Here is a 14,605-nt window from a genome sequence, read left to right as displayed (position 1 = left end):
CCGGCCGCCCGCACCGGCGCCGGCGGCCGGGGAGGGGGCGGTCCGGGATGACGCTACGGTCCGGCGCGGTGGCGCGGTCCGGGGTGCGAGGACGGCCGGGGGCGAGGGGGCGGCCCGGCGGGGTGGCGCGGCTGATCGTACGGACGGTCAGCGAGGTGTGCGTCACCGTCGGCACGCTGATCGTGCTCTTCGTGGTCTACGTCCTGTTCTGGACGGGAGTACGGGCCGACAGCGCGATGGACGGCGAGATCGGCAAGCTCCAGGACCAGTGGTCGACCGGCCCGGTCGCCGCCGGGACGCCCGGGGGCACCGCAGGGCAGCCGAGCGGGCCCGGGAAGCAGCCGCCGTACGAGAACGGCAAGCCCTTCGCTGTGATGTACATCCCCCGCTTCGGCGCCGGCTGGAGCAAGCCGGTGCTGGAGGGCACCGCGGTGGACGTCCTCAAGAAGGGCCTCGGGCACTACGAGCGCACCGCGCGGCTCGGTGAGACGGGCAACTTCGCGGTCGCCGGGCACCGCCGTACCTACGGTGACCCCTTCAAGGACTTCCCGCGGCTGCGGCCGGGGGACGCGGTGGTCCTCACGGACGGCACGACGTGGTTCACGTACCGGATCGACCGGCGCCCGTACCGGACACTGCCCACCGACATCGGCGTCATCGACCCCGTACCGCGCAAATCGGGATACAACGGCCCGGGTCGCTATCTCACGCTGACGACCTGCGAGCCGGAGTGGGGCCACAGCCACCGGCTGATCGCCTGGGCGCACCTGGATTCCACCCAACCCGTGGAGCGTGGAAGGCCGTCGGCTTTGTCCGGCTGAGCCCCCGGTCCGAGCCCTCGCCCTTTAGTCTGGTGGGGCGATCGGCATCGATCGGCACGGTCATCGTCATCGGCGAGTAGGGACAGCGACAGCATGTACGGCTGGATCTGGCGGCATCTGCCGGGCAACGCATGGGTGAAGGCGCTGATCTCACTCGTGCTCGTGCTGGCGATCGTCTACGTGCTCTTCCAGTACGTCTTCCCGTGGGCGGAGCCGCTGCTCCCGTTCAACGATGTCACCGTCGACCGAGGGATGGGCGCCGTCCGATGACCGCACGGATTCTCGTCGTCGACAACTACGACAGCTTCGTCTTCAACCTCGTCCAGTACCTCTACCAACTCGGGGCCGAGTGCGAGGTGCTGCGCAACGACGAGGTGGAGCTGCGGCACGCCCAGGACAATTTCGATGGTGTGCTGCTCTCGCCCGGGCCCGGCGCCCCCGAGCAGGCCGGTGTCTGTGTCGACATGGTCCGGCACTGCGCCGACACGGGCGTGCCGGTCTTCGGCGTCTGCCTCGGGCTCCAGTCGATGGCGGTCGCGTACGGCGGTGTCGTGGGCCGCGCCCCCGAGCTGCTGCACGGCAAGACGTCCCTGGTCTCGCACGAGGGCGCGGGCGTCTTCAAGGGCCTGCCCACCCCCTTCACCGCCACCCGCTACCACTCCCTGGCCGTGCAGCCCGGCACCGTCCCCGACGAGATGGTGGTCACCGCCTGGACCGGCGACGACGCCGAGACGGGCGTGGCGATGGGCCTGCGGCACCGGGAACTGCCGGTGGAAGGCGTCCAGTTCCACCCCGAGTCGGTGCTGACGGAGTGGGGCCACCGGATGCTCGCCAACTGGCTGGCGGAGTGCGGCGATCCCGGTACGGTGGAGCGCTCGGCGGGGCTCGCCCCGGTGGTCGGCAAGGTCGGCGCGTGACTGACCTCCGCCCCGAACGCGAGGGGAGGTCCTACGGCCCGTCGCGCGACGCCGACGGTACGTACGACCGGGAGGCGTTCGAGGCGGCCGTGGGACAGCTGGCCGACCCGCTGATGGACCCGCTGCCGGGACGCCCCCCGGCGGCGCAGCCGCGACCGGACGCCGACCGGAACGCGCAGAACTCCGGGCCCGGACCCGATCGGCCGCGTACCGGCCCGGATGCCGCGCCTTCCCCGCCGCGCTCCGCTTCGGCGGGCAGCGGTTCGCCGTGGTTCCGCCCGCGCCAGGCCGCGACACAGCCCCAGGCGACGGCCCCCGAGCCTCAGCCGCCGGCCCAGGCCCAGTCCCCGGCCCAGTCCCCGGCCGAGGTCCAGCCCCCGGCCCCGGCGGTGGCGCAGTCCAGTGCGTACGAGGCTCCGGCCCGTACGTACGAAGACCCGGCCCACCCGTACGAGGACCCCGCCCGTCCCTACGTCGAACAGGCCGGCCCGTACGTCGAGCAAGCCGGGCCGCACGTGGAGCAAGCCGGCCCGTACGCCGAGCAAGCCGGTCCGGACGTGGACCACCCCCGGCAGCCCGGCCCGTACGCCCCGATATCCGACGCCGAAACCATGGCGCTCCGTCAGGCCGAGGAAGACGGCGACCGGAGCGAGCCGGACGTTGTTTCACGTGAAACCGACGCGTCGCCCGCCACTCCGCCGGTGACCGGCGGCCGCGCTGCCCGCCGTAAAGCCGCCCAGGAGGCCGCCAAACGCGGCACCAGGCGGGGACGGCGTGGTTCCCAGGCGGATGCCGCCATCGCCTCTTCCTCGGGCGCTGAGGCGCCTTCCGCGCCCATGTCCCGGCTGGAGGCCCGGCGGGCCGAGCGGGCGCGCAAGGAGAGCCCCGGGGTCATCGCCAGCCGTGCCGTGGGCGAAGTGTTCATCACCCTCGGCGTTTTGATGCTGCTTTTCGTCACCTACCAGCTGTGGTGGACGAACGTCCGGGCGCAGCAGCAGGCGGGCGGCACCGCCAGCAGCCTGGAGCACGAGTGGGACGAGGGCGGCGAGGACCGCAAGCCGGACGCCTTCACGCCGGGCCAGGGCTTCGCGATCATGTATATCCCCAAGCTGGACGTGAAGGTCCCGATCGCGGAGGGCATCAGCAAGCCCGCGGTGCTGGACCGCGGCATGGTCGGCCACTACGACAAGAACAGCGTGAAGACGGCGATGCCCTGGGACAAGCAGGGCAACTTCGCCGTGGCCGGGCACCGCAACACCCACGGCGAGCCGTTCCGCTACATCAACCGGCTCACCAAGGGCGACAAGATCGTCGTCGAGACGCGCAGCACGTACTACACGTACGCGATGGAGAGCATCCTCCCGCAGACCTCGCCGCGGAACATCGGTGTGATCGGCCCCGTGCCGAAGGGCTCCGGGTTCACCGGCCCCGGCCGCTACCTCACGCTCACGACCTGCACCCCGGAATTCACCAGTACCTACCGGATGATCGTCTGGGGCAAGATGGTCGAGGAGCGGCCGCGGAGCAAGGGCAAGCCGGATGCGCTCGTCAGCTGAGCGAACGTAAGAGGGGTACCACGCGGTGACTGCCACCGGACACGACGAGGAGACCGGCCCGGCGGCGGAGGAACCGGCGTCCGCGCCGCCGCGCCGGCTGCGCGGGCGGATCGCCGCCGTCGTCAGCGTCATCGGCGAACTGCTGATCACGGCGGGGCTGATCCTGGCCCTCTTCGTCGTCTACTCGCTGTGGTGGACGAACGTCCTCGCCGACCGCGAGGCGCACAAGCAGGGCGACACGGTGCGCAAGAACTGGGCGAAGACGCCGACGGGGCCGGGCGCGCTGGACACCAAGGACGGCATCGGCTTCCTGCACGTCCCGGCGATGAAGAACGGCGAGGTGCTGGTCAAGAAGGGCATCGACTCCGACGTCCTCAACGAGGGCGTGGCCGGCTACTACACCGAGCCGGTCAAGTCGGCCCTGCCGCAGGACAAGCAGGGCAACTTCTCGCTCGCGGCGCACCGCGACGGGCACGGCGCCAAGTTCCACAACATCGACAAGCTCAAGAACGGCGACGCGATCGTCTTCGAGTCCAAGGACACCTGGTACGTCTACAAGGTCTACGCGTCGCTGGACGAGACCTCGAAGTACAACGTGGACGTCCTGGACGAGGTCCCCAAGGAGTCCGGCAAGCGCAAGCCGGGCCGCTACATCACGCTGACGACGTGCACGCCGGTCTACACCTCCACGTACCGCTACATCGTCTGGGGCGAGCTGGAGCGCACCGAGAAGGTCGACGCCAAGCGCACCCCGCCGAAGGAGCTGCGCTGACGGCGGCGCGAGCCGCACCGCACGGCGAAGCCCCGGGCCCCGCGCCCGGGCCGCACGACAAAGCCCCGGCCCCCTCCGAAGGGTGCCGGGGCTTTCCCGTACAGCGGCGGTCGCCGGTCAGTGCTTGTGCCGGCCCCACCAGCCGTTGGGGCCGCCGAAGATGCCTCCGTCGTCGCCGCCGTCGTCCCCGCTGGGGGAACTGCCCACCGTGGTGAGCGTCACCGTCGTGGAGCCGGGGTCGGACGGGGTGTTCGGCTGCGGGTCCTGGGTGACCACGCGGGCCTTGTCGTCCTGCGAGCTGCCGTTCGCGAACTGGATGTTCGTGAAGCCGGCGCTCTGCAGCGCCTTCTTGGCGTCCTTGACGGTCTGGCCGACGACGCCGGGCACCGTCTTCTGCTCGGCGGCCTTGCCGACGGTCAGGGTGATCGTCGAGCCGGGCCTGGCCTGCGTGTTGCCGTTCGGGGACTGCGAGATGACCTTGCCGACCTGGTTGGGGTCGGAGGTCTCCTGCTCGTTCTTGGTGACCTGGAAGCCGATGTCCGTGAGCTGCTTCTGCGCCGCGTTGAAGTCCTGGCCGGTCACCTGCGGGACCGTGGTCGTCGGCGACTTCTTGGCCACGACCAGCGTGATCTTGGACTTCTTGGTTCCCTCGCTCTGTCCCTTGGGGTCCTGGTCGACGACCGTGCCCTCCGGGCGGTCGGAGACCCGCTCGGTCTTCTGGACGTCCTCGAAGCCCTTGTTCTTCAGGTCTTCCTTCGCCTTGTCGAACGTCAGGCCCGTGACGTCGGGGATGGTGACCTTCTCCGGTCCGGTGCACATCGTCAGCGTCACCGGGGTGTCCTTGCCGACCGTCTGGCCGGCGGCCGGGTCCTGCTTGGTGACCTGACCCTTCTCGGCGTTCTCGCAGGGCGTGCTGCCGCCCTTGGTGACCTTGAAGCCGCCGTTGTCACCGGCCGCCTTGGCCTGCTCGAAGGTCTTCCCGACCAGCTCCGGCACCTTGACGTCGTCATTGGTGTTCTGGCTGGTGAACATCGCCTTGCCGATGAAGATCGCACCGGCCAGGACAAGGATGCCCGCGACGACCAGCAGGATCGTCGAGGTGTGCTTCTTCTTCTGGCCGCCACCGCCGCGGCGCCGGTCGGGCCGCTCGTCGTAGCCGTAGCCGCCGTCGTCCGGGTTCATCGGCGGCAGCATCGAGGTCTGGCCGGCCGGGTCCTGCGGGCGCAGCATCGCCGTCGGCTGGTCCTGGTCGTAGCCGGCCGCGCCGAGGGCCGCGGTGGCCGCGACGGGCTGTCCGTCGAGGGCCGCCTCGATGTCGGCGCGCATCTCGTCCGCCGACTGGTAGCGGTAGTCGGGGTCCTTGACCAGGGCCTTGAGGACGATGGCGTCCATCTCGGGCGTGATCTCGGGGTCGAAGGCGCTCGGTGGCTGAGGCTCTTCGCGTACGTGCTGGTAGGCCACGGCGACCGGCGAGTCGCCGACGAACGGCGGCCGGACCGTCAGGAGCTCGTAGAGCAGACAGCCGGTCGAGTACAGGTCGGAGCGGGCGTCGACCTGCTCGCCCTTGGCCTGTTCGGGGGAGAGGTACTGCGCCGTGCCGATGACCGCGGCGGTCTGCGTCATCGTCATGCCGGCGTCGCCCATCGCGCGGGCGATGCCGAAGTCCATGACCTTCACCTGGCCGGTGCGGGTCAGCATGACGTTGGCGGGCTTGATGTCGCGGTGGACGATGCCGGCCCGGTGGGAGTACTCCAGCGCCTGGAGCACGCCGATGGTCATCTCCAGGGACCGTTCGGGCAGCAGCTTGCGGCCGGAGTGCAGCAGTTCGCGCAGGGTGGAGCCGTCGACGTACTCCATGACGATGTACGGGATGGAGACGCCGTCGACGTAGTCCTCGCCGGTGTCGTACACCGCGACGATCGACGGGTGGTTCAGCGAGGCGGCCGACTGGGCCTCACGGCGGAACCGGGCCTGGAAGGACGGGTCGCGGGCGAGGTCCACCCGCAGTGTCTTCACGGCGACGGTGCGGCCCAGACGGGTGTCATGGGCGAGGTAGACCTCGGCCATGCCGCCGCGGCCGAGCACCGAGCCCAGCTCGTACCGGCCGCCGAGGCGACGCGGCTCTTCCATAAGCTTCTCCAGCCCTCTCCGTCAGTCCCGACCGCACCCGTGTGTGGTCCGGCGGTGTGCTGTTCGGGCATACCGTACCCGGCACGCCGTGCGGGGCCCGGCCGCGACCGGCACCTGATATCCGACCGGTATTGGCGTGACCGGGGTCACTTCTTGCCGTCGAGTACCGCCTCCATGACCTTCTTGGCGATGGGCGCGGCCAGCTTGCCGCCCGCGATGTCGCCGCGGAGCGTGTCCGAGCCCTCGATCACGACGGCGACGGCCACCGGCGTTCCCTTGGAGGTCTTGGCGTAGGAGATGAACCAGGCGTACGGGTTGTCCTTGTTGTTCTCACCGTGCTGGGCGGTACCGGTCTTGCCGCCGACGGTGACGCCGTCGATCCGGCCGTTGGTGCCGGTGCCGTTCTTGACGACGCCCTCCATCATCTCCTGGAGCTTTTGGGCGTTCTCCGGCTTGAGCGGCTGGCTCATCGCCTCCGGCGTGTGCTGCTGGACGACATTGAGGTTGGGGGCGACCAGCTTGTCGACCATGTACGGCTTCATCAGCTTGCCGCCGTTGGCGATGGCCGAGGTGATCATGGCCATCTGCAGCGGCGTGGCGCGGTTGGACGCCTGGCCGATGCCGGCCATCGCGTTCTGCGGCCGGTTGTCGGTGGGGTAGACGCTCTCGGCGGCCCGCACCGGGGTGTCGATCTTGGCGTCGTTGTAGCCGAACTTCTCCGCCTCGGCCTTCATCTTCTTGTTGCCGAGGTCTGCGCTGATCTTGCCGAAGACGGTGTTGCAGGACCAGCGCAGGGCTTCCTTGAGGCTGGCGTTCTCGCAGGGGATGTTGCCCTCGTTGTTCAGCGGCTGGTGCGCGGTGTCCGGCAGGTACCAGGGCAGCGGGGAGTCGGTCTTGGCGTTGATGTCGGTGTAGAGGCCGTTCTCCAGCGCGGCGGCGGCGGTGACGACCTTGAACGTCGAGCCCGGCGGGTAGGTCTGGCGCAGGGCCCGGTTGAGCATCGGGTCGTCCGGGTTGTTCTTCTTCAGCAGCGCGTTGTACGCCTTGGCGTCCTTGTCGGACATGCCGGCGAAGGTGGAGGGGTCGTACGACGGGGTGCTGGCCAGGGCGAGGATCGCGCCGGTCTCCGGGTTGATCGCGGCGACCGCGCCCTTGCTCTTGCCCAGGCCGTCGTAGGCGGCCTTCTGCGCCTTGGGGTTCAAGGTGGTGACGACGTCGCCGCCCTTTTGCTTCTCGCCGGTGAACATGTCGACCGTACGGCTGAAGAAGAGCTTGTCGTCGGTGCCGGAGAGGATGCTGTCGTTGAGCTTCTCCAGCTGGTTGGAGCCGAACGCCTGGGACGCATAGCCGGTGACCGGCGCCCACATCGGGCCGTCCTTGTAGGTCCGCTTGTACTTGAAGTCGCCGCTGTCGTTGGTGGTCGAGCCGGTGATGGCCTGGCCGCCGACGATGATATTGCCGCGCGGCTGGCTGTAGCGCTCGATGGCCACCCGGCGGTTGTTCGTGTCGTTCTTCAGCTCGTCGGCCTGGACGAACTGCACCCAGTTGACGCGGATGAGCAGAGAGAGAACCAGCAGGCCGCAGAAGATCGCGACGCGGCGCAGAGGCTTGTTCACGGGCGGACCACCTGGGTCATCTCGGCGTCGGTGGAGGGGGCGGGGGCCGGGGCGGGGCGGCGCGCGGTGTCGCTGATCCGCAGCAGGAGCGCGACCAGGGCCCAGTTCGCGATGACGGAGGAGCCGCCCTGGGCGAGGAAGGGCATGGTCATACCGGTCAGCGGGATCAGGCCGGTGACACCGCCGGCGACGACGAAGACCTGGAGGGCGAAGGCGCCGGACAGGCCGACGGCGAGCAGCTTGCCGAACGGGTCGCGGGCGGCCAGTGCCGTACGGATGCCGCGCTCGATGAGCAGGCCGTACAGCAGCAGGATCGCCATCAGCCCGGCGAGGCCGGCTTCCTCGCCGACGGTGGCGAGGATGTAGTCGCTCTTGGGCGCGATGCCGCCGATGAGGCGGGAGTAGCCCTGGCCGAGGCCGGAGCCGAGGATGCCGCCGGAGCCGAAGGAGTACATGGCCTGGGCGGTTTCGGTGACGCCGCCGTTGAGCAGCTCCAGGGGGTTGAGCCAGTTGTGCACACGGGTCTGCACGTGCGATTCGAAGGTGGCCACCGCGACCGCGCCGCCGGCGCTGAGCAGCAGGCCGAAGACGATCCAGCTGGTGCGTTCGGTGGCCACGTACAGCATGACCACGAACAGGCCGAAGAAGAGCAGGGAGGTACCGAGGTCGGTCTCGAAGACCAGGATCATCAGGCTGAGCGCCCAGATGACCAGGATCGGGCCGAGGTCGCGGCCGCGCGGCAGGTACAGGCCCATGAAGCGGCGGCTGGCCAGTGCGAGCGCGTCGCGTTTGACCATGAGGTAGCCCGCGAAGAAGATCGCGATGACGATCTTGGCGAACTCACCGGGCTGCAGCGATCCGACGCCGGGGATGGTGATCCAGATGCGGGCACCGAACTTGGCCGGGAAGAAGATCGGCGCGATCAGCAGGACCAGCGCGACGACCATCGAGATGTAGGTGTAGCGCTGTAGGACGCGGTGGTCCTTCAGGAAGATCAGGACGCCGAGGAACAGGGCGACGCCGATCGTCGACCACATCATCTGCCCGGGGGCCAGGGCGCCGCCGAGCTGCTTGGTGGTGATCTGCGGCTCCTGGTCGAGGCGCCAGATGAAGACCAGGCCGAGACCGTTGAGGAGGGTCGCGATGGGCAGCATCAGCGGGTCGGCGTACGGGGCCCACTTGCGTACGACGAGGTGGGTGACGCCGGCCAGCAGGCCGAGACCGAGGGAGTAGCCCAGGATGCCGGCCGGGACCGAGCCCTCCTTGGCCAGACCCACGTTGATGTAGGCGAAGACCGGGATGAGCACCGCGAAGACGAGCATGGCCAGCTCGGTGTTGCGGCGGCTCGGGGCACCGATGGTGCCCACGGTGGTCGTGGTGGTGGTACTGCTCATCAGTTCTACGGCCCCCTACGCCCTCACTGCTGGGTGCTGCAATTCTTTTCCAGCTTCTGCTGCTCCTCGGAGGGGGGCGTCTGGCTGGTGGTGGGAGTGGGCGTCGGGGCCGCCGGCTTCCCGGGCTTGCCCTTGTTCTTGCGGGCCTCTTCCTCGGCCTTCTTGCGGTCCTCCGCCGCCTTGCGCTCCGCCGCTTCCCGCTGCTCCTTGGACCGGCAGGCGCCGACCTGGTTGCCCAGTTCGGTGACCTTCTCGATCGCCTGGCTGCGGTTGTCGACGGCGATGGTCTCCTTGACCTGGTTGCGCTGGTAGACGGGGAGGTACTTGAGTTCGATCTCGGGGTGGTCCTCGTCGACCTTGTTGAGCTTGATCCAGGCGAGGTCCTGGCTGATGCCCTGGTACAGCGCGACGTGATCGTCCTTGGCGCCGACGAAGTACTGCGTCTGCGTCCAGCGGTAGCCCGCGTACAGCCCGCCGCCGACGACGGCCAGCGCCAGCACGATGATCAGCGACCGCTTGATCCATCTGCCGCCGCGGCGCTCCGGCTTGAGGAAGTCCTCGTCGGTGAACGCGCCGAAGGAGCCCTGCGGCGGGCCCGCGACGTCGTTGCCGCCGCTGCCCGGCGGGCCGAAGGCGCCGTCCGGCGCGGCCTGCGGCGCGTCGCGGTGGCGGCCCAGCTCGGCGGCGCGGGCGGCCGGGGTCTGCAGGGTGCTGGGGTCGTTGAGCTGGTGCTGGTTCTCGGCGACGGCGCCGACGACGACCGGGGTGTCGTTGAGGCGGCCGGCGAGGGTGTCGCTCGCGTCGACGTCCAGGACGTCGGCGACGATGCAGGTGATGTTGTCCGGGCCGCCGCCGCGCAGCGCCAGCTGGATCAGTTCCTGCACGGTCTCGTGCGGGCCCTGGTAGCTGGCGAGGGTGTCTTCGAGGGTCTGGTGGCTGACCACGCCGGACAGGCCGTCGGAGCAGATCAGGTAGCGGTCGCCGGCCCGGACCTCGCGGATCGACAGGTCCGGCTCGACGTGGTCACCGCTGCCCAGCGCGCGCATCAGCAGGGAGCGCTGCGGGTGGGTGGTGGCCTCCTCCTCGGTGATGCGGCCCTCGTCGACGAGGCGCTGCACCCAGGTGTGGTCCTGCGTGATCTGCGTCAGGACGCCGTCGCGCAGCAGGTACGCGCGGGAGTCGCCGACGTGCACGAGGCCGAGCCGCTGCCCGGTCCACAGCAGGGCGGTCAGGGTGGTGCCCATGCCCTCCAGCTGCGGGTCCTCCTCGACCATGACGCGCAGCTGGTCGTTGGCGCGCTGGACGGCCGTACCGAGGGAGGTGAGGATGTCGGAGCCGGGGACGTCGTCGTCGAGCTGGACGAGGGTGGAGATCACCTCGGAGGAGGCGACCTCGCCGGCGGCCTGGCCGCCCATGCCGTCGGCGATGGCGAGCAGGCGGGGGCCGGCGTAGCCGGAGTCCTCGTTGCCCTCCCGGATCATGCCCTTGTGCGATCCGGCGGCGAAGCGCAGTGACAGACTCATACGCACCTCGCCCGTCGGCTCGGGGTACATCCGCACGGTGCCCACCCTCCGGTCGGGAGCACGCTCGGGTCCGTCGAGTGGACCGCCGCGGCTCGCTCGCTCCGCTCGCGCTCTTTCATGACGTAGCACTACTTCCGCAGCTCGATGACGGTCTTGCCGATGCGGATCGGGGCTCCCAGCGGAATCGGTGTCGGGGTCGTCAGTCGGGTCCGGTCGAGATACGTGCCGTTGGTGGACCCGAGATCCTCGACGATCCACTGGCCGTCACGGTCCGGGTAGATCCTGGCATGCCGGCTGGAGGCGTAGTCGTCGTCCAGCACGATCGTGGAGTCGTGCGCGCGGCCCAGGGAGATGGTCTGGCCCTGGAGGGCGACGGTCGTACCCGTCAACGTGCCCTCGGAGACCACCAGCTTTGTGGGGGCACCGCGGCGCTGACGGTTGTTGCCGCGGCCGCCTTCCTGGCGGCGCTGCTGCGGCGGGGAGGCTTGCTGGCGCTGCTGCGCGCGCCCCTCCTGGCCGCCGCGGCGGGCGGCGCCGCGCTGTGTGACGCGCGTGCCGAACAGGTCGCTGCGGATGACCTGGACGGCCACGATGACGAACAGCCACAGTACGGCGAGGAAACCCAACCGCATGACCGTGAGGGTCAGCTCTGACATTGCCCCCGCTTCACCCTTCGGCTTGCCGGTAAACGATGGTGGTACTGCCCACGACGATCCGCGAGCCGTCGCGGAGCGTAGCGCGGGTGGTGTGCTGTCCGTCTACCACGATGCCGTTGGTAGAACCCAGGTCCTGGACCGTCGGCGGCGTTCCGACGCGGATCTCGCAGTGCCGGCGGGAGACTCCCGGGTCGTCGATGCGTACGTCGGCGTCGGTGCTGCGGCCCAGGACGAGGGTGGGGCGGGAGATCTGGTGGCGGTTGCCGTTGATCTCGATCCAGCGCCGTGTCTGTCCGCTCCGCTCCGCCGCGCCCCGGTTCTGGTACCAGCCTTCGGGAGCCGCGCCCGGCTGGGCTCCGGCACCCGGCGCCCCTGTCCGGGACGCGGGCGGCGAGGTGGGCATGGGGGGCGGGCCCACGTGGCCGCCGGGACCGGACGGGCTGCTCCGGGGCGCGGTGGGGCGCTGTGCCGCGGCGGCGGCACCCGGGTGCTCCTGGGACGTGCTGGACGCGAGGGTGCGGCTGCGGACGCGGTACAGGCCGGTGTCGAGGTCGTCGGCCTTCTCCAGGTGCACCTTGATCGGGCCCATGAAGGTGTAGCGCTGCTGCTTGGCGTAGTCGCGGACCATGCCGGAGAGCTCGTCTCCGAGCTGGCCGCTGTACGGGCTGAGCCGCTCGTAGTCGGGGGTGCTCAGTTCGACGATGAAGTCGTTGGGGACGACCGTGCGGTCGCGGTTCCAGATGGTGGCGTTGTTGTCGCACTCGCGCTGGAGCGCGCCGGCGATCTCAACGGGCTGCACCTCGGACTTGAACACCTTGGCGAAGGTGCCGTTGACGAGACCTTCGAGACGCTGCTCGAAGCGCTTCAGTACTCCCACGGGGCACCTCCTTCCTCAGTCTTCGTCAGGTCGGTCTTCGACAGGGTCGTCCTGATACTGCTTACTGATCGTATCCACGCGCCGGGAAATCGGCTGGTTCCCCTTTCCCGCCGTGAGGACGAGTGTCGCCCCTCACAAGGTTGCTCACGCCTGCTTGCCGGTGCGTCACTCCGGTGCCACCGCGATGGGGCCGCGGTGCCGCCGTGGCGAATCGTGCTGTGTCACCGCCCCGGGACGGGCCGCGGCTCCGCGATGGCTTCGCGATGTGACCGCGCCTGCGTTGCGATGGCACTGCGATCGTAGATGTGCCCCACTCACAGTGTCCCGCAACCGCCGGGTTCACCGACCGGGCGGGGCACGGCGCGCGGTGCCCCGTACGGGCCGGGCCGGCCGGGCCGTCGCGTCGCCGTGGCGGGTGGGCCGGTCGGCGGGGCGGGGATGCCGTGGCCGGGAGACCGGCAGGCCGGGGTGCCGGGATCGCGGACGGGCCTCTCATAAGGCGTCGGAAGCGGGCTCCGGAGAACGGATGTGATTGCACCCCGGACAGCGTGCTAATGTTCTGGGTGTCGGCAGGCGAGAGCGCAAGACCCGGGCGGAACAGTCCGGATCAGGCGAAAGAATCTGACGACACACCCAATGCGCGGGTGGCGGAATAGGCAGACGCGCTGGATTCAGGTTCCAGTGCCCGAAAGGGCGTGGGGGTTCAACTCCCCCCTCGCGCACAGATGAGACCCCCGGTCCGGGATTCCCGGACCGGGGGTATTTCGTTGTTTTTGCCCCGTCGTTCCGGGCTGGGGCCGCCTCGCCGCTCATTGTCCGAAAAGCACCGGTGAGGGCTACGTCACATCGGTGACGGCCGCACAGAAGGCGCGGGTGCGCGCGGTCTCGCGGTCCTGGTGCCAGAGGAGTCCGAGTGCGGAGTCCGGCAGCCCGTCGACCGGTACGAAGGTGATGTCGCGACGGCCGTGGTAGTCGGCCGTGGGGCGGCAGAGCAGCATCGCGCCGCGGCCGGCGGCGGCCAGGGTCAGGCCCTCCTGGAGCGTACGGACGGCGGGCCCGGGCGGGATGGGGCGGCCGCCGGGGGTGCTCGTGGGGGCCTGGGCGTAGCGCCAGTAGTCGGGGGCCGGACCCTCCACGGCGATGAGGGGGCCGTCGGCCAGGTCCTCGGCGTCGAGGCGCGTACGGGACGCGAAGGGGTGGCGTACGGAGACGGCGAGCGTCTGCTGCTGCTTGGAGAAGACCGGGCCGAGTACGAGGCCGGGCTCTTCCACGGGCAGCAGGACGACGGCGGCGTCGACCTCGTCGCGGTGCAGTGGGCCGAAGGGGTCCCGGAGGGGGATTTCGACGATCTCCGTGGCGCAGCCGGGGTGGCGGGCGTGGAAGGTGGCGATGGCCTTCATGATCAGGTCGTCGGCGGTGCCCTGGAAGCCGATGCGCAGTCGGCCCTCGATGCCGCGGGCGGCGGCGACGGTGGCGTCGACCGTGCCGCGCAGCGCTTCGTAGGCGGGCCGCAGGGAAGCGAGGAAGTCCGTACCGAGCGGGGTGAGGCGGACCCGGCGGCTGGTGCGTTCCACGAGGCGGGCGCCGACGCGGCGTTCCAGGGCGCGAAGGAGCTGGCTGACCCGGCTCTGGGAGACGTAGAGGCGTGCGCCGGTGCGCCCGAAGTGCAGTTCCTCGGCGAGGACGAGAAAACACTCCAGTTCACGGATCTCCAGGCCGCCGGCGGTGGTGGGCACGGTGTCGCGCCGGGCTGGTGGGGTACTCCGGGTACTTCGGGATCGATGAGCCACGCTCATGGAAGCGTGAGCTGTTCGCCGTTGTTCCCGCGGGCGGCTCCGCATTGGCTGGGGTGCATGACGACGATCGAGGAAACGGCGGGCCGCGACGGTGGGTTGCGGCAAAGCAGGGGCGCGGGGTGGGCCGCGGTGGGGGCGCTGGCGGCGGCCACGTTCACGGTGGTGACGTCGGAGATGCTGCCGGTGGGGCTGTTGACGCCCATCGGGGGCGCGCTGGGGGTCACGGACGGTACGGCGGGCCTGACGCTCACCGTGACGGGTGTGGTCGCGGCGGTGGGGGCGCCGGTGCTCACGCTGGCGGTGGGCCGGGCGGACCGGCGGAAGGTGCTGTGCGGGCTGCTGGCGATGCTGGCGGCGGCCAATCTGCTGGCCGCCTGGGCGCCGGATTTCGGGGTGATGGTGGTGGCGCGGGTGCTGGTCGGGGTGGGGATGGGCGGGGTGTGGGCGCTCGCGGCGGGGCTGGCGGTGCGGCTGGTCGAGGCACGGTCGGTGGCCGCGGCGACGTCGTTGATCTTCAGTGGGGTGGCGGTCGCGTCGGTGCTCGGGG

13 protein-coding genes and 1 tRNA gene are annotated in these 14,605 nt (G+C 70.2%); 7 read left to right on the top strand and 7 right to left on the bottom strand.

Annotation, left to right across the window (positions count from 1 at the left end; all coding sequences use genetic code 11):
- Positions 1-122: 122 nt before the first annotated feature.
- The 5 genes from ADK86_RS36820 (at position 123) to ADK86_RS36805 (ending at position 4,066) form a co-directional block, all read left to right on the top strand.
- Entirely contained in the window at positions 123-821 is a 699-nt protein-coding gene (locus tag ADK86_RS36820; RefSeq protein WP_107088657.1) for a class E sortase, read from the top strand.
- 93 nt (positions 822-914) lie between these two features.
- A complete protein-coding gene (locus tag ADK86_RS44030; RefSeq protein ID WP_030598899.1) occupies positions 915-1,091 on the top strand; it encodes a hypothetical protein in 177 nt (58 codons plus the stop codon).
- Complete coding sequence (locus ADK86_RS36815) at positions 1,088-1,738, top strand: aminodeoxychorismate/anthranilate synthase component II (RefSeq protein WP_053700540.1); 651 nt, start codon at positions 1,088-1,090, stop codon at positions 1,736-1,738. Before ADK86_RS44030 ends, ADK86_RS36815 begins: the two co-directional genes overlap by 4 nt.
- Before the next feature lie 113 nt (positions 1,739-1,851).
- The gene (locus ADK86_RS36810) at positions 1,852-3,294 is read left to right on the top strand and encodes a class E sortase (RefSeq protein WP_420718907.1); all 1,443 of its coding nucleotides are present in this window, start codon (positions 1,852-1,854) and stop codon (positions 3,292-3,294) included.
- 25 nt (positions 3,295-3,319) lie between these two features.
- Positions 3,320-4,066: a class E sortase gene (locus ADK86_RS36805; RefSeq protein ID WP_030598906.1), complete on the top strand. Its 747-nt coding sequence runs from the start codon at positions 3,320-3,322 to the stop codon at positions 4,064-4,066.
- 117 nt (positions 4,067-4,183) lie between these two features.
- Here ADK86_RS36805 and pknB read toward each other — a convergent pair whose 3' ends face one another.
- From pknB to ADK86_RS36775, 6 genes are all read right to left on the bottom strand, one after another.
- Positions 4,184-6,196, bottom strand: a complete 2,013-nt coding sequence (gene pknB / locus ADK86_RS36800) for a Stk1 family PASTA domain-containing Ser/Thr kinase (protein ID WP_053700538.1) — start codon at positions 6,194-6,196, stop codon at positions 4,184-4,186.
- Positions 6,197-6,342: 146 nt separating this feature from the next.
- Positions 6,343-7,812, bottom strand: a complete 1,470-nt coding sequence (locus ADK86_RS36795; protein ID WP_053700537.1) for a peptidoglycan D,D-transpeptidase FtsI family protein — start codon at positions 7,810-7,812, stop codon at positions 6,343-6,345.
- Positions 7,809-9,206 carry an FtsW/RodA/SpoVE family cell cycle protein gene (locus ADK86_RS36790; protein ID WP_003978841.1) on the bottom strand — a complete coding sequence of 466 codons (1,398 nt, stop codon included), beginning with the start codon at positions 9,204-9,206 and terminating at the stop codon, positions 7,809-7,811. Before ADK86_RS36790 ends, ADK86_RS36795 begins: the two co-directional genes overlap by 4 nt.
- A 23-nt stretch (positions 9,207-9,229) precedes the next feature.
- Positions 9,230-10,729 carry a PP2C family protein-serine/threonine phosphatase gene (locus ADK86_RS36785; protein WP_030598914.1) on the bottom strand — a complete coding sequence of 500 codons (1,500 nt, stop codon included), beginning with the start codon at positions 10,727-10,729 and terminating at the stop codon, positions 9,230-9,232.
- A gap of 128 nt (positions 10,730-10,857) precedes the next feature.
- Positions 10,858-11,385, bottom strand: coding sequence for an FHA domain-containing protein FhaB/FipA (locus ADK86_RS36780; protein ID WP_003978839.1), 528 nt, complete (start codon positions 11,383-11,385; stop codon positions 10,858-10,860).
- Positions 11,386-11,395: 10 nt separating this feature from the next.
- On the bottom strand, positions 11,396-12,262 hold the full coding sequence (locus ADK86_RS36775) for an FhaA domain-containing protein (protein ID WP_053700536.1): 867 nt from the start codon (positions 12,260-12,262) through the stop codon (positions 11,396-11,398).
- Between the two features lie 638 nt (positions 12,263-12,900).
- Between ADK86_RS36775 and ADK86_RS36770 the strand changes: the two genes are divergently transcribed.
- Positions 12,901-12,984 (top strand) — tRNA-Leu (locus ADK86_RS36770).
- A gap of 114 nt (positions 12,985-13,098) precedes the next feature.
- Here ADK86_RS36770 and ADK86_RS36765 read toward each other — a convergent pair.
- Positions 13,099-13,998 (bottom strand): LysR family transcriptional regulator, encoded by a 900-nt coding sequence (locus ADK86_RS36765; RefSeq protein ID WP_053700535.1) that lies wholly within the window; start codon positions 13,996-13,998, stop codon positions 13,099-13,101.
- A 117-nt stretch (positions 13,999-14,115) separates the two neighbouring features.
- On the opposite strand from ADK86_RS36765, the gene ADK86_RS36760 reads away from it, so the two are divergent.
- Positions 14,116-14,605 (top strand): MFS transporter (locus ADK86_RS36760; protein WP_159394050.1); only part of this gene is annotated, 490 nt, incomplete at its 3' end.

Source organism: Streptomyces sp. NRRL F-5755, assembly GCF_001279365.1.
Lineage (GTDB): Bacteria > Actinomycetota > Actinomycetes > Streptomycetales > Streptomycetaceae > Streptomyces > Streptomyces rimosus.
Note: the sequence above shows the minus strand (reverse complement) of the source record. Positions and strands in the feature narration are given on the sequence as shown.